Origin of the sequence: Jingyaoa shaoxingensis, assembly GCF_014385005.1 — a bacterium.
GTDB classification, from domain to species: domain Bacteria; phylum Bacillota; class Clostridia; order Lachnospirales; family Lachnospiraceae; genus Marvinbryantia; species Marvinbryantia shaoxingensis.
This window is the reverse complement of the sequence record NZ_JACRSZ010000010.1, coordinates 44101-63410: the sequence shown is the minus strand read 5'-3', so window position 1 is coordinate 63410 and position 19310 is coordinate 44101. Positions and strand designations below refer to the sequence as shown.

General features: G+C 42.9%; 13 protein-coding genes and 1 pseudogene. All 14 read left to right on the top strand.

What is annotated here, in order from left to right:
- Positions 1-22: 22 nt before the first annotated feature.
- The 14 genes and pseudogenes from H8716_RS10610 to H8716_RS10545 all read left to right on the top strand — a co-directional run bounded on the left by H8716_RS10610 (position 23) and on the right by H8716_RS10545 (position 19291).
- Positions 23-760, top strand: coding sequence for a carboxypeptidase-like regulatory domain-containing protein (locus H8716_RS10610; RefSeq protein WP_330606573.1), 738 nt, complete (start codon positions 23-25; stop codon positions 758-760).
- A gap of 241 nt (positions 761-1001) precedes the next feature.
- Positions 1002-2654 carry a recombinase family protein gene (locus H8716_RS10605; RefSeq protein ID WP_249308804.1) on the top strand — a complete coding sequence of 551 codons (1653 nt, stop codon included), beginning with the start codon at positions 1002-1004 and terminating at the stop codon, positions 2652-2654.
- Between the two features lie 157 nt (positions 2655-2811).
- A complete protein-coding gene (locus H8716_RS10600; protein ID WP_249308803.1) occupies positions 2812-4095 on the top strand; it encodes an ABC transporter substrate-binding protein in 1284 nt (427 codons plus the stop codon).
- A 126-nt stretch (positions 4096-4221) separates the two neighbouring features.
- Positions 4222-5133 carry a carbohydrate ABC transporter permease gene (locus H8716_RS10595; protein ID WP_249308801.1) on the top strand — a complete coding sequence of 304 codons (912 nt, stop codon included), beginning with the start codon at positions 4222-4224 and terminating at the stop codon, positions 5131-5133.
- A gap of 2 nt (positions 5134-5135) precedes the next feature.
- On the top strand, positions 5136-5984 hold the full coding sequence (locus tag H8716_RS10590) for a carbohydrate ABC transporter permease (protein ID WP_249308800.1): 849 nt from the start codon (positions 5136-5138) through the stop codon (positions 5982-5984).
- Between the two features lie 21 nt (positions 5985-6005).
- On the top strand, positions 6006-8249 hold the full coding sequence (locus tag H8716_RS10585) for a glycoside hydrolase family 2 protein (protein ID WP_249308798.1): 2244 nt from the start codon (positions 6006-6008) through the stop codon (positions 8247-8249).
- A 118-nt stretch (positions 8250-8367) separates the two neighbouring features.
- A pseudogene (locus H8716_RS10580) lies at positions 8368-8964 on the top strand (peptidoglycan-binding protein); the annotation flags it as partial.
- A 381-nt stretch (positions 8965-9345) separates the two neighbouring features.
- Positions 9346-10419: a carbamoyl phosphate synthase small subunit gene (locus H8716_RS10575; RefSeq protein ID WP_249308791.1), complete on the top strand. Its 1074-nt coding sequence runs from the start codon at positions 9346-9348 to the stop codon at positions 10417-10419.
- Complete coding sequence (gene carB, locus H8716_RS10570) at positions 10419-13616, top strand: carbamoyl-phosphate synthase large subunit (protein WP_249308790.1); 3198 nt, start codon at positions 10419-10421, stop codon at positions 13614-13616. The genes H8716_RS10575 and carB overlap by 1 nt, the downstream gene beginning before the upstream one ends.
- Before the next feature lie 160 nt (positions 13617-13776).
- On the top strand, positions 13777-14694 hold the full coding sequence (locus H8716_RS10565) for an ABC transporter permease (RefSeq protein WP_249308787.1): 918 nt from the start codon (positions 13777-13779) through the stop codon (positions 14692-14694).
- 11 nt (positions 14695-14705) lie between these two features.
- Positions 14706-15620, top strand: a complete 915-nt coding sequence (locus H8716_RS10560) for an ABC transporter permease (protein WP_249308786.1) — start codon at positions 14706-14708, stop codon at positions 15618-15620.
- Complete coding sequence (locus tag H8716_RS10555; protein WP_249308784.1) at positions 15620-16681, top strand: ABC transporter ATP-binding protein; 1062 nt, start codon at positions 15620-15622, stop codon at positions 16679-16681. Before H8716_RS10560 ends, H8716_RS10555 begins: the two co-directional genes overlap by 1 nt.
- A complete protein-coding gene (locus H8716_RS10550) occupies positions 16678-17646 on the top strand; it encodes an ABC transporter ATP-binding protein (RefSeq protein WP_249308782.1) in 969 nt (322 codons plus the stop codon). The genes H8716_RS10555 and H8716_RS10550 overlap by 4 nt, the downstream gene beginning before the upstream one ends.
- Positions 17647-17683: 37 nt before the next feature.
- Complete coding sequence (locus tag H8716_RS10545) at positions 17684-19291, top strand: peptide ABC transporter substrate-binding protein (protein WP_249308781.1); 1608 nt, start codon at positions 17684-17686, stop codon at positions 19289-19291.
- Positions 19292-19310 lie beyond the last annotated feature (19 nt).

The window sequence follows — 19310 nt, the reverse complement described above, 5'->3', positions numbered from 1 at the left end:
GGAGAAGGTATATGAGGTCGCTATGAAAAAGTCAGATATGCAGATATTACAGAATGACCGGTCGGATCGGGGAGAACTGAAGATTAATGTGGAATCGGCACTTCGTACCGTTCCTGTTGAAAATGCAACAGTGGATATTTCTTATACCGGGGAGCCGGATCAGATTCTGGAAGAGGTGCGCACGGATCAAAATGGCAATACGGGTACGCTGGAATTGAAGGCTCCGCCGTTGGAATACAGTATGCAACCGGGAGAAACTCAGCCTTATTCAGAATATACGATAAAAGTATCGGCAGAAGGATATGAATCGGTGACGATCAGCGGCTCCGAGGTAATGTCAGGGGAACTGTCATTGCAGAATATCCGGCTGCGTCCGCTGGAGCAGAGACGACCGCCGGAAGTCACTGCCATACCGCCGCATACGCTGTATGGAAATTATCCGCCGAAAATAGCAGAAGCTGAGATTAAACCGGTGAATCAGTCAGGAGAAATTGTATTGCGTCGTGTGGTTATTCCGGAATACGTAGTAGTGCATGATGGAAGTCCAAGAGATACCACGGCAGGAGATTATTATGTTCGGTATAAGGATTACATTAAAAATGTGGCATCCAGTGAGATCTATCCAACCTGGCCGAAAGAGACGATCATAGCCAATGTACTGGCGATTATGTCTTTTACACTGAATCGCGTTTACACAGAATGGTACCGGAATCATCAGTCATTTAGGGGTGAACTTTGCGATGCAGAATACGGAGTATGAGCAGATAGAAGTTAGCATCACATCAGGAATAAAGTTGTGTTTTGAATTCCCAAAGAGAACAGAGGATGGTGAGAAAATACGGAAAGAGGTAAGAGATATTTTATCTGGAGAATTGCGTGATACGATAAGGAAAATACAGACTAAAAGATGATAAAAAGGAGTAGACACGGGAAAGAGGGAGATCTCTTTCCCGTTAAGTTTTTATTGATATAAAAACAAAATAAATAGAAAGAGGAGTATCATGCCATTAAAAAAGGTCAGAATGCTTTTGCGTGTAAGTTCCAATCAGCAGTTAGAGGCAGATGGAGATTTGAGTGTACAAAGGCGAATCGTAAAAGAATACATCCAGAAGCAGGAAGACTGGATACTGGATGAAAAAGAATATTTTGAGGGAAGTAACAGTGGATACAGCAATGCTGTTTCAGACAGAGATGTATTGCAGGAAGCTTTGAGAGATGCAGAATCCGGACAATACGATATTCTGGTGGCTTATAAGGATGATCGAATCGGAAGAAGAATGTGGGAGATCGGGTCTTATGTAATGGCTTTAAAAGGCTATGGAGTAGATATTTATACAGCAGTGGACGGAGGCATTTCACCGGAATCGGATGATATTATGGGACAGATGATGCTGGCTCTACGTTATGGAAATGCACAGAAAAGCAGTTCCGATACCGGAAAAAGAGTAAAAGATACGGCACAGAAACTTGTTCAGAGCGGCAAATATATGGGAGGAAAAGCACCATATGGATATATCTTGGAAATATCAGGAGAAATCAGTAAGCATGGGAGAGCTTTACACCATCTGGTTATTGTAGAAGAAGAAGCAGAAATTGTCCGGTATATTTACGAACTGGCAGCGAACAAAGAATTTGGATCCCAAAAAATTGCGCAGATTTTAAATGCAGATATAAAGTACCAAAACAAAATGAAAGGAGAAAAATGGAAAACAGGAACGATCACATCAATCCTGACGAATCCGGTATATGCAGGATATACGGCATACAAACGGAGAGAAAAACTGAATGGACGATACAGAAGGTTGGACAGAGCAGAATGGATTCTGGCCGAAAAACCAAATCAGGAAATTATAATAGTAGATCAGGAATTATGGACGCGTGTGCAGGAACAACGCGAAAAAAGAAGGGTAAAGTATCAAAAGTGTGAAGAAAATAAAGATGCCAAGGTAATAACCAGAAATGACGGAATGCTTGCTCTGATAGATGTCCTGTATTGTGGATATTGTGGAGAAAAGATGACAAATGGAACTAAATATAATTACTGGACAATTAAAGAAACCAGAGAGCGGAGAGCCAGCAGAGTACCGGCATATAAGTGTCAGGGAATCTGGCAGGGAATTCCACATGAGAAACAGAGCAAATTACAGGCAAATAAAATAGAGCCAATTGTATTTGAAGCTATTGCTGGGTATATAGGAAAACTACAGGAGCAGGAAGATGCTTTTGTACAGATTAGAGATAGTCAGAATCAGGAGAGGAAAAGGAAGAGGGAAGAACTGAACAGAGAGAAAAAGGCAATGGAAGAACTGGAACGGAAGATTGCGATAATGGAAGAAAAGATTCCGAATGCTATAACTGATGAATATCCTTTGAGTCTTGGTGAACTGATGAATCTGATAAAAAAGGAAAAGGAGAAGGGAGAGCAGCAGAGAAGTGAGATTCAGAAGAAAGAAAAAGAGTTGGAGGATATGATAGTATCTATGCAGGGATTGGAAGAATTGAAACAGAAGATTCCAACATGGCAGGAGATATTCTTACATGCAAAAACACCTGTAAAACGAGTACTGGTGAATAAGTTGATTGAACGCATAGACGTTAAAGATACAGAAATACATATTCGGTTTAAAATCAACAATGAAAAACAGGTTTTATAAAATACGAAAGATTATTTCATGACTATGTGGTTAAAAATTCATTCTGCTGAATAAATATAAATATAAAAAAGGACTTGTCAACAAAACCGATAGCTCGTACAATAAGAATATGGCAACTTTACAATACTAAAGCGAAATGACATAAGAGGAGAAGGAAATGATGAAGAAGAGATGGATGGCAGCAACACTGGTAACAGCAATGATCATGAGCTGCACCGGTGGAGTGATGACAGCATATGCAGATGACAGTAGTAGTGATGGTGAAACAGTACTGACCCTTTGGTACTGGAAGAACAGCATTCAGGAGGACTTACTGGAACAGGTTTCTGAAGAATTTCCTGGAGTTAAGATTGATGCACAGCTGTATTCCGCAGATGATATCGAAGAGAAGATCAATACTACGATTGCCAGTGGCGGTGAACTGCCGGATCTTCTGGCCATGGATGACTGGATTGCGAATCTGCTCCAGTATCCGGATGAATTTGTAAATCTTTATGATGCTCCTTGTAATGCAGCAGATATTGAAGATCAGTATGTAGAATGGAAATGGAAAAAGGCAGAGACACCAGATGGCAAGCTGATTGCGCTTCCAATGGATATCGGACCAACCTGTATGTTCTATAATGCAGCTTTATTTGAAGCAGCAGGACTTCCGACTGACCCGGATGAAGTGGCAGCCATGATGGGAACCTGGGAAGATGCTTATGCAGCAGCAGAAAAGCTTCAGGCAGCTACGCCGGAGGTAAAGATGTTTGACTTCCTTGGACATATTTTTGTAGCAACACTTGGTCAGCAGACCACCCATCTGATTGATAAAGACGGTAACTTTGTTGCAGATCAGGATAATATCAAAGATGCGTTCATGACAGCAGCAGATGCAAAACCATATGTATATGGTGGCGATAGCGAATGGTCACCGGAATGGGCGGCAGCTATGAATAATGGTGATATTGCAGCGTTCGTTGGTGCCGTATGGATGAAGCCAGAGATCGAAAATGCTGCGCCGGATACAGCAGGAGACTGGAGAGTTACTTCCGCACCAGGCGGACCGGGAAATGTAGGTGGTTCCGCAATCGGTATCACAAAGAACTGTGAAGATGTAGAGACTGCATATAAAGTCATCACATGGTTAACCAATAAGCAGAATCAGCTGAGTTCACTGGAAAATTTGGGACTGTTTCCATCACTGATTTCAGCACTGGATGATGACAGTCTCATGTACGAAGAATCTTTCTTCGGTGATGAAGTTGTAGACAAATACTTTGTAGAAGCTGCAAAGAACATCAATGACCTTTACTATCCGCCAAACTACAGCTCATATCAGGATGTATTTGAACAGCAGCTGCTTCTGGTACAGGATCAGGATAAAGATCCGGAACAGGCTTATCAGGATGCAGTAGATGAAGCAAGAGATATGTACGATATGGAGAATCTTTTCTAGAAAAGTATGAATTCTGAATAAAAGAGAGCTGCTGTACATTATCTTCGAAAGTAGGTTTCGAATGATAATTTTTACGGCAGCTTTCTCTTTGGAAAATGTATTTTCAGATGGACAGTGGAGATAAGAATGAAAACGAAGACGAACAAAGTGAAACGGCACCTTGGAAGGGAAATTTATAAAAACAGAATGATTTATCTGCTGATCAGTCCTTTCTTTATTATTTATGGATTTTTTGGATTATTCCCGATTCTCTATTCTTTTTTCCTTTCCTTCCATAAATGGAATGGTACCGGAGAAATGAAGTATGTGGGAATAGCATATTACCAGTATTTGCTTAAGGATAGCACATTTTTATTATCAATTAAAAACACGCTGATTATCTGGTGTCTTTCTACTATACCGATGGTAATCCTTGCAATTATCATTGCATTTATATTGAACAGCAATTTTCTTAAAGGAAAAACGCTGTTCCAGACGATTTATTATCTGCCGAATATTACATCCACAGTAGCGATTGCCATTGTATTTGCAAATATTTTCGGTAACAAATACGGTATTTTGAATTTTGTGATTAGTAGGCTTGGATTTGATCCGATTCAGTGGATGTCGGTCAATCTTGGTGTGCAGTTTGCTATTGCCATGATCGTAATCTGGCGTTGGACCGGATATAATGCAATAATTCTCATTGCCGGACTTCAGAAAATTCCGACCACACTCTATGAAGCAGCAAGTCTGGATGGGGCAAGCACATTCCAGATTTTCAAACATATTACGCTTCCATTGTTAAATCCAGTCATTCAGTTTGTCATTATCACGTCCACCATTGGTGGTTGGCAGTTGTTTGCAGAAGCACAGATGATGGCAGGAGATGCAGGTGGTATCGGAAAAAGCGGCTTGACAGTAGTATTATATCTGTATAATCAGGCATTTAAGAACAGACAGTTTGGTTATGGCTCTGCAATATCCTGGGCACTGGTTATCATTATCGGAGCTTTCTCCATCCTGAACTGGGTGTTGACCAGAAGGGAGGTAGACTAATCATGCAGTCATCCGGATTAAAGATAAAAATAAAACCGTCTCTGGTGATTATGTATATGTTACTTATTTTTGGAGCATTTTTATCACTGTTCCCATTTTACTGGCTGGTCGTAATGGCAACAAATTCATCCAGTGCATTTATGAAATATCCGCCGGTGCTTGTGTTTGGCGGACAGTTTATGAATAATGTACACAATCTGTTTTCCAGCATTAAGTTTGGATTGGCAATGAAAAATACGATCATTGTGTCATTAGTGAAAACGGTTGGTGGCGTATTTTTCTGTTCCATGGCGTCATTTTATTTTGCCAAATTTGAATTTCCGGGGAGAAAATTTCTATTTGGTCTGTGTATGTTCACTATGATGATCCCACCACAGCTGAATATGATTCCACAGCTGGTAATTATGAACAAAATCGGCTGGCTGTCTACGCTTAAGGCCCTGATCATTCCTGGACTGATTCCGGCATTTGGTATTTACTGGATGAATCAGTATTGTTGTGGAGCAATTCATGACGATCTGCTTAATTCTGCGCGGATTGACGGATGCAGTACATTTGGTCTGTACCGTCATGTAGGATTTCCGATTATCATGCCGGGAAGCGCATTTTTATTTATTTATATTTTCATGGACAGCTGGAATGATTATCTCTGGCCGTTGATTGTAACCAGCAACGCCAGTAAAAATACGCTTCAGGTAGCGCTGGCGCAGTTACAGGGGGCTTATAACAGTACAGATTATGGTATGGTCATGTGCGGAGTTATGCTGGCTACATTACCATTGTTTATCATTTTCCTGCTTTGCAGCAAACAATTTACCGCTGATATTGCAGCAGGATCTATCAAAGACTGATCGTAGAAAGGAAAACGACCGATGTATCGTGGAGAATTATTGAATTTAAACTGGAAATTTCGCCAGGGATTTGATCCTGACTGCGTGAATACACCGCAGGAAGAGGGATATGAAAAAGTACATATTCCGCATACGGTGCAGGAGATTCCATATGACTGTTTTGACCAGTATATGACCTGTATGGTATCCACTTATGTGAAATATTTTGAACTGACAACAGAACAGATCAAGGGGAAACGCATCCTGTTGTCTTTTGAAGGAGTATCTGCTTATTATGATCTGTACCTGAATGGAAAACTGGCAGGTAATCATAAAGGAGCATATTCTATGGCATTGTTTGATGTGACGGATTATGTAAAAGCCGGAGAAAATCGTATGGTTTTGATGGTAGATTCGAATGAGAGAGAAGATATTCCTCCAAATGGCTCTACCGTGGACTATCTGATTTATGGTGGAATTTATCGGGATGTGCGACTGTTTATTCAGGAAGATATTTATATCAGACAGGAACTGGTCCGATATGAAATGAACGATGAGGAAGATACGGTAACACTGGCACCGGAACTTCTCGTAACCAATCACGGAGAAGAAAAAGTAATGTCAGTAAAAACCTGTGTTTATGAAGATGACAGTACACAGGTATTCTGGCAGGATGAGCAGAAAGTGACGGTACCGCAGGGAGCTGCCGCTGTGCATCTGACGGAAAAGGCTCTTCCACAGGTAAAGAGATGGACATTGAATGATCCAAAGCTTTATCGGATTGAGACAGTTCTTTCTACAGAAGACGGAAAAGAAGTGGATCGATTTGAGACGCATACAGGTTTTCGCACGATAAAAGTGACACCAGAGGGATTTTATCTGAATGGGGAAAAAGTAATTTTAAACGGTCTGAATCGTCATCAGTCTTTCCCATATGTGGGCTACGCCCTCGGGAAGCGGGCTCAGGAAAAGGATGCAAAGCTGTTAAAGGAGTTTATGGGATTAAATATCGTTCGCTGTTCTCACTATATGCAGTCAGAATATTTCCTGAACTGCTGCGATCGCATTGGGCTGATGGTTTTTGAAGAGATCCCGGGATGGGGATTTATTGGTGGAGAGGAATTTAAAAAGGTTGTGTTCCAGGATCTGGAAAACATGGTGCTGGGACATTATAATCATCCAGGTATTGTTATCTGGGGAACCAGACTAAACGAAACGACAGACTGTGATGAACTGTATGAGGAGACAAATCGCCGTTGTAAAGAAATGGATTCTTCCAGACCGACCACCGGTGTTCGTTGGGAAACAGGAAGTCATTTGATTGAAGATATTTACAGTTATAATGATTATACAGAAGATGATAAGGGCGAATTCCAGATTCTGACCTCCCAGCAGGCTGCAGAACGTCCGGATTTTGTACCGTACCTGATAAGTGAACATACCGGAGCCATTCTTCCGACCAAACCAGGAGACAGTGAAGAACGGCGCGAACAGTTCGCTATTCGTCATGCAAGAGTGATGAGTAAAGTAAAAACGACCAGAGGATATCTGGGAGCACTTGGATGGTGTATGTGTGATTACAACACACACAACGATCACAACTCCATGAATAAAGTCTGCTATCACGGAGTACTGGATATGTTCCGTGTACCAAAATGGGCGGCCTATGCATATGCCAGTCAGAAATCACCAGAGCAGGAGATCATCTTAGAACCATGTTCGGCGGTCGGTCGTGGAGAACGTTGTGAGCCGGTACCATTTTATGTTCTGACTAATTGCGATTATATTGAAGTGACATTTTCCAAAGATATCACCCGTGCTTATTATCCAAGTATGAAGTTCCCGGGTCTGGCTCATCCACCAATTGAAGTGACGGAAAATGGAGAATTCTGGCAGCATCGTTGGGAAGGAACAAAAATTGTCGGCTATATTGATGGAAAGCCAGTGGCAGAAAGAATCTATTCCAATAATCCACGTCTTTCCAGATATCATACGATTGCAGACGATCTGAAACTGAATAATGACAGAGTAGATGAGACCAGAATCGTCGTTTATGCAGAAGATGAGAATGAAAACCGTATGCATTGTCATCAGGGGGTATTGTCGATATCAGTAGAAGGTGATCTGGAACTGATCGGACCGGAGCATATTCCATTTATGGGAGGAGCAGCAGCTTTCTGGGTTAAGACAAAAGCAACGGGAAAATCTGGGACAGGAACCGTTCATGTATGTGGACAGGCACCTTTGAGAAATTATAAAGAGAGTGTGAAGATTCAATTAATTTAAGACATTTGTGATAAATAGAATCAGAAATCTGTATTGAATTTTGGCTTCATATATGTGAAGGTACTGAACAGATATGAATTATGAGAAATACAGGAGAGATAACCACGAATGACCGGTGACTGCGGCGTACAGAAATAAAGGCTTTGATTTTACGATTACATCGTCCACTGCATTTGATCACAAGTGGATCTATGGAAGAAATATCTTTGAAAGTATTTCCGAGATTGTTGATGAGATCTTTGAAAACTATTTATCCAGGCCGAATGTGAAACAGCCGATTCTGACCCAATATTGTGATGGAAGCAGGGTAACCTGTCCACAATGGATGAGTCAGTGGGGATCCAAAGCACTGGGTGATCAGGGATATTCTGCAATTGAGATACTCCGGTATTATTATGGAGACTCTATGTATATTAATCAGGCAGAGCAGGTGGCAGGAATTCCGGCATCCTGGCCGGGATATGTACTGGCACTTGGCTCTACAGGAGATGCAGTGTTGCAGATTCAGGAACAGCTCAATGCCATTTCCAATAATTATCCATTGATTCCCAGAGTGGCTGTAGACGGAATCTATGGACCGGCGACAGCAGAAGCTGTTCGGATCTTTCAGGGGATCTTCGGCCTGACCCAGGATGGAATCGTGGGAAGAAGAACCTGGTATAAAATTCAGGAGATTTATGTCGGTGTTACCAGAATAGCTGAACTCAACCCTTGAAAACACGGAAAAAAGCCTGAAAAAAGGCAAATTAAAAACCGGTAAACCAGTGATTTTCAGACAAAAATTAATAGAAAATGGGTTGAAAAAGGGAAATGAGTATGCTATCATATTGACAATTTGGGATGAAGGAGGGAAGAGAACACATGTATTCTTGCAGGCGTTCTGTTCCCTTTTCTGCTATAATAATGCTGACAGGCAGATAAGTTGCATGACTGCTTGCAGGCTGGACAACTTATCTATCTGGCAGATAAACAGACATGAACAAGAAGTGCGATAGCACGGATTGTGAATGGATGACACATTTTCGGGAGCTCGCAGAGTGAAGAAAATGTAATTATTATTTTATAAATTGAGGATATAAGAAAGGCAGGTTTACAAATGAAAGCATTCCTTATACTGGAAGACGGCACTGTATTTAGCGGTCAGAGCATCGGTTCAACAAGGGAAGTGATCAGTGAGATCGTATTTAATACTTCCATGACAGGATATCTGGAGGTTCTGACAGATCCATCTTATGCAGGACAGGCTGTTGTGATGACCTATCCACTGATTGGTAACTATGGTATCTGTTATGAAGATATGGAGTCAGAGAAACCATGGCCGGATGGATACATTGTGCGGGAACTTTCCAGAATTCCAAGTAACTTCCGTTCACAGGGAACCATTCAGGAGTTTCTGGCTAAACATGATATCCCTGGAATTGCAGGCATCGATACCAGAGCATTGACCAAGATCCTTCGTGAGAAAGGTACCATGAACGGTATGATTACCACGAATGAGAATTATAATCTGGAGGAAGTGCTTCCAAGACTGAAGGACTACACGACAGGAAAAGTAGTGGAAAAGGTAACCTGCAAAGAAAAGTATGTGCTGGAAGGCAATGGTCCGAAGGTTGCACTGATGGATTTTGGCGCCAAGAAAAATATTGCAAGAAATCTGAACAAACGTGGATGTCAGGTAACTGTATATCCGGCACTGACTACAGCAGAAGAAATTCTGGCAGATCATCCGGACGGCATTATGCTTTCCAATGGCCCTGGAGACCCGAAGGAATGTACTTCTATTATAAAAGAGATCAAAAAGCTGTATGACAGCGAGGTACCGATTTTTGCGATCTGCCTGGGACATCAGCTGATGGCACTGGCTAATGGTGCAGATACTTATAAGATGAAATACGGACATCGTGGAGGCAATCATCCAGTGAAGGATCTGAAGACCGGAAGAGTCTATATTTCCTCACAGAATCATGGATATGTGGTAAATACCGATACATTGGATCCATCCATTGCAGTTCCGGCTTTTACAAATGTCAATGATGGAACAAATGAAGGACTGGCTTATACAGGAAAAAACATCTTTACCGTACAGTTCCATCCGGAAGCGTGCCCTGGACCACAGGATTCCGGCTATCTGTTTGATCGTTTTATGAATATGATGGAGGTGAATAAGTAATGCCAAAGAATCCAGATATTAAAAAAGTACTTGTGATCGGTTCCGGTCCGATTGTCATCGGTCAGGCTGCAGAGTTTGACTATGCAGGAACGCAGGCATGCCGTTCACTGAAAGAAGAGGGAATCGAAGTAGTACTGCTGAATTCCAACCCTGCCACCATTATGACAGATAAGGATATTGCAGATCACGTATACATCGAACCACTTACGGTAGAAGTAGTGGAGCAGCTGATTTTAAAAGAGAGACCGGACAGTGTACTGCCGACTCTGGGTGGACAGGCAGGATTGAACCTGGCCATGGAATTGGAAGAAAGAGGATTTCTGAAGGAACAGGGCGTTCGGCTGATCGGTACCACTGCAGAGACGATTAAGAAGGCAGAAGACCGTCTGGAATTCAAACTGACTATGGAGAAGATCCATGAGCCGATTGCGGCATCCAAGGTAGTAGAATCCATAGAAGAAGGTGTGAAATTCACCCAGACCATCGGTTATCCGGTGGTACTTCGTCCGGCTTATACATTAGGAGGAAGCGGCGGCGGAATTGCTCACAATTACGAAGAACTGACTGAGATTCTGGAAAATGGTCTCCGCCTTTCCCGTGTGGGACAGGTTCTGGTAGAGCGCTGCATCGCAGGATGGAAAGAGATCGAATATGAAGTAATGCGAGACAGTGCAGGCAACTGTATCACTGTTTGTAATATGGAAAATATTGACCCAGTTGGTGTGCATACCGGTGACAGTATCGTAGTTGCTCCATCCCAGACACTGGGCGACAAAGAATATCAGATGCTCCGTACATCTGCATTAAATATCATCAGTGAACTGAATATTACCGGTGGATGTAACGTACAGTATGCATTGAATCCGGACAGCTTTGAATACTGTGTTATCGAGGTAAACCCTCGTGTAAGCCGTTCTTCTGCGCTGGCTTCAAAAGCAACCGGTTATCCGATTGCAAAAGTAGCGGCCAAGATTGCCCTTGGCTATACACTGGATGAGATCAAGAACGCCATTACCGGCAAGACCTATGCCAGCTTTGAACCGATGCTGGACTACTGTGTTGTTAAGATTCCAAGACTGCCGTTTGATAAATTTATCAGTGCAGAACATACGCTGACCACTCAGATGAAGGCAACCGGTGAGGTCATGAGTATCTGCAATAATTTTGAAGGTGCTTTGATGAAGGCAATCCGTTCCCTGGAACAGCATGTGGACTGCCTGTTGTCATACGATTTTTCAGATCTGGATGAAGACGAACTGATGAAGCAGCTGCGAAAAGTAGATGACCGCCGGATCTGGGTCATTGCAGAAGCACTGCGTCGAGGTATTTCTTACGAAGTGATCCATGATATTACAAAGATTGATATCTGGTTCATTGATAAACTGGCAATTCTGGTTGAGATGGAAGAGGCGTTAAAGAATCAGGAGCTTACACCGGAACTGTTAAAAGAAGCCAAGAGAATTGAATTCCCGGACAATGTCATTGCCAGACTGACCGGCAAGACAGAAGAAGAGATCAAAGAAATGCGTTATGCGAATGGCATTGTCGCTGCTTACAAGATGGTAGATACCTGTGCAGCTGAATTTGCAGCATCTACACCATATTATTATTCAGTATTTGGCAGTGAGAATGAAGTGGTGGAAACAAGAGACCGTAAAAAAGTACTGGTACTTGGTTCCGGCCCGATTCGTATCGGACAGGGTATTGAATTTGACTTCTGCTCCGTACATTGTACTTGGGCATTTGCAAAAGAAAATTACGAAACCATTATTATCAATAACAACCCGGAAACTGTCAGCACCGACTTTGACATTGCAGATAAACTGTATTTTGAACCGCTCACACCGGAAGATGTGGAAAATATCGTTAATATTGAAAAACCGGACGGAGCTGTTGTTCAGTTCGGTGGACAGACTGCGATTAAGCTGACAGAAAGTCTGATGAAGATGGGGGTACCGATTCTGGGAACCTCTGCAGAGAATGTAGATGCGGCAGAAGACAGAGAATTGTTTGATGAGATTCTGGAAAAATGCCAGATTCCAAGACCACAGGGACATACGGTATTTACAGCTGAAGAAGCAAAGAAAGCTGCCAATGAACTGGGATATCCGGTACTGGTAAGACCTTCGTATGTACTGGGCGGTCAGGGTATGCAGATTGCCATTAACGATGAAGACGTAGACGAATTCATCGGCATTATTAATCGTATCGCGCAGGATCACCCGATTCTGGTGGATAAGTATCTGATGGGTAAGGAAATTGAGGTAGATGCGGTGTGTGATGGAACCGATATCTTAATTCCGGGTATTATGGAGCATATCGAGCGAGCTGGTATTCATTCCGGAGACAGCATCTCCGTATATCCGGCGCAGAGCATCAGCGCCAGTGTGAAGAAAACCATCGAAGAATATACCAGGAGACTGGCTCAGTCCCTGCATGTCATCGGTCTGATCAACATTCAGTTTATTGTGTGTGGAGAAGAGGTATACGTGATTGAGGTAAATCCTCGTTCCAGCCGAACCGTACCGTATATCAGTAAAGTGACCGGTATTCCGATTGTACCTCTGGCGACAAAGGTGATCTTGGGAACCAAGATCAAAGATCTGGGTTATGAACCGGGACTTCAGCCAGAAGCAGACTATTTTGCAATAAAGATGCCAGTATTCTCCTTCGAGAAGATCCGTGGCGCAGATATCAGCCTTGGACCGGAGATGAAATCTACCGGTGAGTGTCTTGGTATTGCGAAGACTTTCAACGAAGCACTTTACAAGGCATTCCTGGGAGCCGGTATTCGTCTGCCGAAGCATTACAACATGATTATGACGGTACGTGATGAGGATAAGGAAGAAGCAGTGAAGATCGGAAAACGATTTGAAGCACTGGGTTACAATATTTTTGCAACCAAAGGAACCGCAAAGGCTCTGATGGATGCGGATGTACAGGTTCGTATGACACGTAAGATCGAACAGGAATCCCCGAACATCCTCGACCTGATTCTGGGACACAAGATTGATCTCGTTATCGATATTCCATCTCAGGGTGTGGAAAAGAGCAGAGACGGATTCGTTATCCGTAGAAATGCCATCGAGACAGGTGTTAATGTACTGACAGCCATTGACACCGCAGGAGCACTGGTTTCCAGCTTGGAAAATGCGGATGTGACAAAACTCTCATTAATTGATATCGCAACAATCTAAGGAAAAATAGTATCAGATGTCAAAGACCATATTTTCATACAAAATGATTGTATTAAAAATATGGTCTTTGTTTTACATATTGAATTTAACGCGTCAAAGTGTTACAATATAATGAGTTTGAGAACTAAAGTAACCGATACCATTCGGCAGGGAGTATACAATGGCAAAATACATTACAAAGCGACTTCTGATGGGACTGGTCAGTCTGTTCGCACTCATTACAGTCACTTTTTTTCTGACCAGGCTGATGCCTGGAAATCCATTCGATATCAGTAATGTGAATCAGGCAGTGCAGGATCGCATTATGAGCTATTATGGTCTGGATCAGCCGGTACATGTACAGTTTGGCATGTATCTGAAGAATCTGTCTCATGGAGATCTGGGAATATCCTATAAGAAAGTTGGGACAACCGTAAATCAGCTGATTATGCAGGAAGCACCCTATACAATACAGATCGGTATGCTTGCATTTATCATTGCCCTGATTCTTGGAACCATCATTGGCATCGCTATGGCAGTTACCAGAAAAGAAGGAGTGCGTGGGAGTCTGATGTTTCTCACTGTTCTTGGAATCAGCATTCCCAACTATGTGCTGGCACTTTTGCTGATGCTGGTCTGTGGGGTTACGCTGAAATGGTTCCCGGTAGTAGGCTTAGGAAGCTGGAAGCATTATATCTTGCCGGTAACAGCCATGACTGTGTATCCACTTGCTCAGATATCCAAGCTGGTTAAAAGCAGTTATTCCGAAGCCATGCATCAGGATTACGTGATTATGGCAAGAGCCAAAGGAATCAGTAAAGTGCGTATTTCTTTTGTGCATATTCTGAAAAATGCCATGATTCCGGTTATTACCATATCCGGACCGATGGTGGCATTTCTTCTTACCGGTAGTTTTGTAGTAGAGAACATCTTCACCATACCGGGAATCGGACGGGAGTTTGTCAATTCCGTCAGCAATCGAGATTATACAGTAATTATGGGACTTACCATATTTCTTGGAATTATTCTGGTGCTCTGTAACCTGATTTCAGATATTATCTGTGCACTGGTAGATCCCCGTATTAAGCTGGAAAAGTGAGGTCTGTAAGTATGTTAAAACCGGAAGAGTATTTTGAACCGCTTCCTGCCAGTGAAAAAAATGAAGAATACATAGCCATGGAGAGTAAATCTTTTGCAAAAGATGTGTGGGAACGGTTTTGTAGTAATAAAAGGGCGCTGGCGGGCCTGATTCTGTTGGGAATTATTGTTGTCATAGCAGTCATTGGCCCATGGATTTCGCCATATCCTTATGATGGAATGGACACTATGATTTCCAATCAGGGTGCGTCTCTGGCACACTGGTTTGGAACAGATCAGATGGGAAGAGATGAATTCACCCGAGTACTGTACGGAGCACGTATCAGTCTGATGATTGGATTTGTGGCAACGGCAGTGAATGTGGTAATCGGCATTATTTATGGAGGAATCGCAGGATACATCGGCGGTAAAGTGGACATGGTCATGATGAGAATCGTAGATGTGATCTACTCCGTTCCTGCCATGATCTATATTATTCTGATTATGCTGATTCTTGGCTCTAATGTATATAGTGTCATGATAGGTATCTGTGTAAATGGCTGGGTAAATATGGCGCGCATTGTCCGCAGTGAAGTCATTACATTGAAAGAACGGGAATTTGCGGTGGCAGCATTCGTGATGGGAGCATCCAAAAAGAGGATTCTGTTTCGCCATCTGGTGGTAAATGCCATGGGACCAATCATTGTAACGGCAACTTTGATGGTTCCACAGGCAATCTTTAATGAAGCTTTTTTGAGTTTTATCGGAATCGGTATTTCCGCACCGGCAGCCAGTCTTGGAACACTGGCACAGGATGCGAAGATGTTGCTGGCAAAATATCCGATGCAGATGGTATATCCGGTAGCGGTGATCTGCGTGGTAATTTTTGCACTGAACTTTATAGGGGACGGCCTGGAAGAGGCACTGAACCCGAAAGGAAGACGTTAATGGATAATTTACACAGAGAATTACTGAAAATAGAAGATCTGACGGTGGACTTTTCCACCAGACAGGGAATAATTCATGCAGTTCGCAACGTGAATTTTCAGCTAAATACACGTGAGATTCTTGGAATTGTTGGGGAATCCGGTTCAGGAAAGTCTGTCAGTATGTTGTCGGTGATGAATCTGCTGGCGGAAAATGCAGTGGTAAAAAGCGGAAGTATTCGATTTGAAGGAAATGAGTTATCGACTGCACATCTATCTACAAAACAGGAAAAAAAAGAACACGAAAAGATGATGATGGGGATCCGTGGAAAAGAGATCGGTATGGTGTTTCAGGATCCAATGACTTATCTGAATCCGGTATTGAAGATCGGGGTACAGATGACGGAAGGCATTCGGAGACATAAAAAGTGTTCCAAAGAAGAAGCCTGGAAACAGGCTGTCAAACTTCTGGAACAGGTAGGAATTTCTAATCCGGAGAAACGTATGAAGCAATATCCGTATGAATTTTCCGGTGGAATGCGGCAGCGTATTATCATAGCAGCGGCACTGGCCTGTGATCCCAAACTGCTGATCGCGGATGAACCGACTACCGCACTGGATGTAACAGTGCAGGCACAGATTTTAAGCCTGATCGAACAGTCAGTAAAAGGAATGGGAGCCAGTGCGATTGTCATTACCCATGATCTTGGAGTAGTGGCAGAGTTATGCGACAAAATTATCATTATGTATGGCGGAGAGATTGTAGAACGGGGAACAGTAAGAGAGATCTTCAAGGAGACAAAGCATCCATATACCAGGGGACTTCTGGATAGTATTGGAAAGATAGAGGAGGAGAGAGTACCTCTTCATTATATTCCCGGAACACCGCCGAATCTCCTGAATTTGAATACAGGATGTGCTTTTTGCAGCCGGTGTAACAAGGCAATGAAGATTTGCAAAGACTATAAGCCATGTGAGACAATATTCAGTGAAGAACATAGCTGCAGCTGCTGGCTGTACTGCAAGGATAAGGCGCAGGAACTGGTAGAAGCACAGGAAAGAGAGAGGCAGAAAGAGGCATGAGTGAACCGGTTATCAGAGTAGAACATCTGAAAAAGTTTTTTCCGGTGAAAGGAAAACTCTTTGAAAAAAAGCAATATGTAAAAGCTGTCAACGATATCAGCTTTTCTATCAGAAGAGGAGAAACACTGGGAATTGTAGGAGAGTCCGGCTGCGGAAAAAGCTCTCTTGGACGGACTGTGCTGAAGGTGCATCAGCCTGACAGTGGGCACATTTATTTTAATGGAACAGATATTACCAAATTGAATGAAAAGCAGATGCATCCATACCGACAGAAAATGCAGATGATTTTCCAGGATCCTTATGCAAGTCTGAACCCTCGTTTTACCGTAGGTGAGACGATCGCAGAGCCAATGGAGATCTATCAGATGTATGATCCAAAAGAGCGCATGGAGCGGGTGCAGCAGCTGATGGAGACAGTCGGATTAAAGCCGGACCATATTCGTCGTTATCCACATGAATTTTCAGGCGGTCAGCGCCAGAGAATCGGGATTGCCAGAACCCTGGCACTGAATCCGGAGTTTATCGTCTGTGATGAACCGTTTTCTGCACTGGATGTATCGATTCAGGCGCAGATTATCAATTTGTTGGAAAAAATTCAGGATGAGAGGAAGATATCCTATATTGTGGTTGCCCATGATCTGAATGCAGTTCGGCATATCAGTCATAATATCGGTGTGATGTATCTGGGACATTTGGTTGAAATCGGACCGGCGGCCGAAGTATATCAGAACCCGAAGCATCCGTATACGAAGGCACTGATTTCTTCCATTCCAGTAGCAGATCCGGATTACACAGGGCTTGGAAAAAGAATTATTCTGGAAGGAGAAGTGCCAAGCCCGATTCATGTACCAAAAGGCTGTCCATTTTCTACCAGGTGTAAGTATTGTACAGAAAAGTGCAAGGGGCAGATGCCAGAATTAAAGACAGTAGGAGAGGAACAGGTAGCCTGTACACTATATGAGTAGAATACCCTTAAGAGGGAGAAAATAAAGGAGAAAAAATATGAAAAAAAGACTGATCAGTATCATCACAGCAGCGTCTATGGTATGCACCATGCCGGCAGGGACTTTGGCGGCAGATGCAGAAAGCACACAGGGCGGTGAGATCACTATTGCGACGGTATCTTCCACAGGCGGACTGGATCCGGCAGGATTTGCCCTGGATATGTGGACAGAATATGCAAAGCTCTGTACAGACGGACTGGTAAGTTATGACAGTGAAGGCAATCTGATTTATGAATCAGCAGAAAGTGTGGATACCAGTGATGACGGACTGGTATGGACCTTCCACTTAAGAGAAAACCAGTGGAGTGACGGATCCGATGTAACAGCAGCTGATTTTGTGAATACTATCGACCGTGCCCTGGATCCGAATAACGGCAATGCGATTTACGCGAATATGCTGTTTAATATCAGTGGAGCGGAAGAATATAACAGTGGAGAAGGCACTCTGGAAGCTGTGAAAGCGGTGGCTGTGGATGACCAGACACTGGAAATTACACTGGATGCACCATGCAGTTATTTCCTGAAAATGATGTCCATGCCAGTATTTTATCCATCCAAAGAAGGAGCGGCAACCAATGAGAATGAGGTGTGGTGGCAGGATCCTGCAACATCCCTCGGAAACGGTGCATTTACACTGGAATCTTATACAGATGGCGTGGGCTATACGGTAGTAAAGAATCCGTACTACTATCAGGCAGATAAAGTAAGTCTGGATAAGATTAATGTTCAGTTTATCAGTGACCAGACAGCGCTTCTTTCCGCATACCAGACAGGAGAAGTAGATGTGGTAACCGGTCTTCCGGATTATGTGAAAGATCAGTATACAGAAGAAGATGGACTCTTTATCTGGACCATGCTGACATCCAAATTCATGCTTCCGAACTTAAGTGTGGCACCGCTTGACAATGAGCAGGTAAGAGAAGCTATTGCCCTTGCACTGTCCCGTCAGCAGATTTGTGATGTAATCGGCTCTGACTATATTCCGTCTGTAAACTATGTGGCAGAATATATGCTCTCTAACAGCAGTGACCAGTATTTCAAAGATGAACAGGATCCTCTGTTTGAAGAAAATGCAGAGAAAGCACAGGAACTTCTGGCAGAAGCCGGTTATCCGAACGGAGATGGATTCCCGACACTGACTTACAAATATCCGAACAGCGAAAAAGATTCTCTGATGGCACAGGCAATTCAGGCACAGTTAAAATCTGTTCTGAACATTAACATTGAACTGGTGGGAGAAGAAGACGAAGTGTATGCACAGGATAAGAAAGATGGTAATTATGAGCTGATCCGTCACAGCTGGACTGCAGATTACAATGATCCGATTAACTTCCTGAACCTGTATACCAGTGATTCCACGTCTAATTACAATGGAGTGGCTGATGCAGCATTTGATGAAGCAATTGCCAATTCCAATGCAACAGATGATCAGGCAGAACGTAACCAGTATCTGCACGAAGCACAGAACATTCTGGTAAGTGAAAACTTTTATGTAATTCCGGTTGTAACTCAGGTATACATCTGCCTGATTAACCCAAGCATTTCCAATGTGACTACCAACGACAAAGGTGAACCGATGTATCGTTTCGCAACACTGGCACAGTAGAACAGAAGTACAAAGAACA

Coding starts and splice junctions, on each gene's coding strand:
- H8716_RS10590 (WP_249308800.1), top strand. CDS start 5,136: ATGCAGTCATCCGGATTAAAGATAAAAATAAAACCGTCTCTGGTGATT.
- carB (WP_249308790.1), top strand. CDS start 10,419: ATGCCAAAGAATCCAGATATTAAAAAAGTACTTGTGATCGGTTCCGGT.
- H8716_RS10605 (WP_249308804.1), top strand. CDS start 1,002: ATGCCATTAAAAAAGGTCAGAATGCTTTTGCGTGTAAGTTCCAATCAG.
- H8716_RS10560 (WP_249308786.1), top strand. CDS start 14,706: ATGTTAAAACCGGAAGAGTATTTTGAACCGCTTCCTGCCAGTGAAAAA.
- H8716_RS10545 (WP_249308781.1), top strand. CDS start 17,684: ATGAAAAAAAGACTGATCAGTATCATCACAGCAGCGTCTATGGTATGC.
- H8716_RS10610 (WP_330606573.1), top strand. CDS start 23: ATGAAAAAGTCAGATATGCAGATATTACAGAATGACCGGTCGGATCGG.
- H8716_RS10555 (WP_249308784.1), top strand. CDS start 15,620: ATGGATAATTTACACAGAGAATTACTGAAAATAGAAGATCTGACGGTG.
- H8716_RS10550 (WP_249308782.1), top strand. CDS start 16,678: ATGAGTGAACCGGTTATCAGAGTAGAACATCTGAAAAAGTTTTTTCCG.
- H8716_RS10585 (WP_249308798.1), top strand. CDS start 6,006: ATGTATCGTGGAGAATTATTGAATTTAAACTGGAAATTTCGCCAGGGA.
- H8716_RS10595 (WP_249308801.1), top strand. CDS start 4,222: ATGAAAACGAAGACGAACAAAGTGAAACGGCACCTTGGAAGGGAAATT.
- H8716_RS10600 (WP_249308803.1), top strand. CDS start 2,812: ATGATGAAGAAGAGATGGATGGCAGCAACACTGGTAACAGCAATGATC.
- H8716_RS10575 (WP_249308791.1), top strand. CDS start 9,346: ATGAAAGCATTCCTTATACTGGAAGACGGCACTGTATTTAGCGGTCAG.
- H8716_RS10565 (WP_249308787.1), top strand. CDS start 13,777: ATGGCAAAATACATTACAAAGCGACTTCTGATGGGACTGGTCAGTCTG.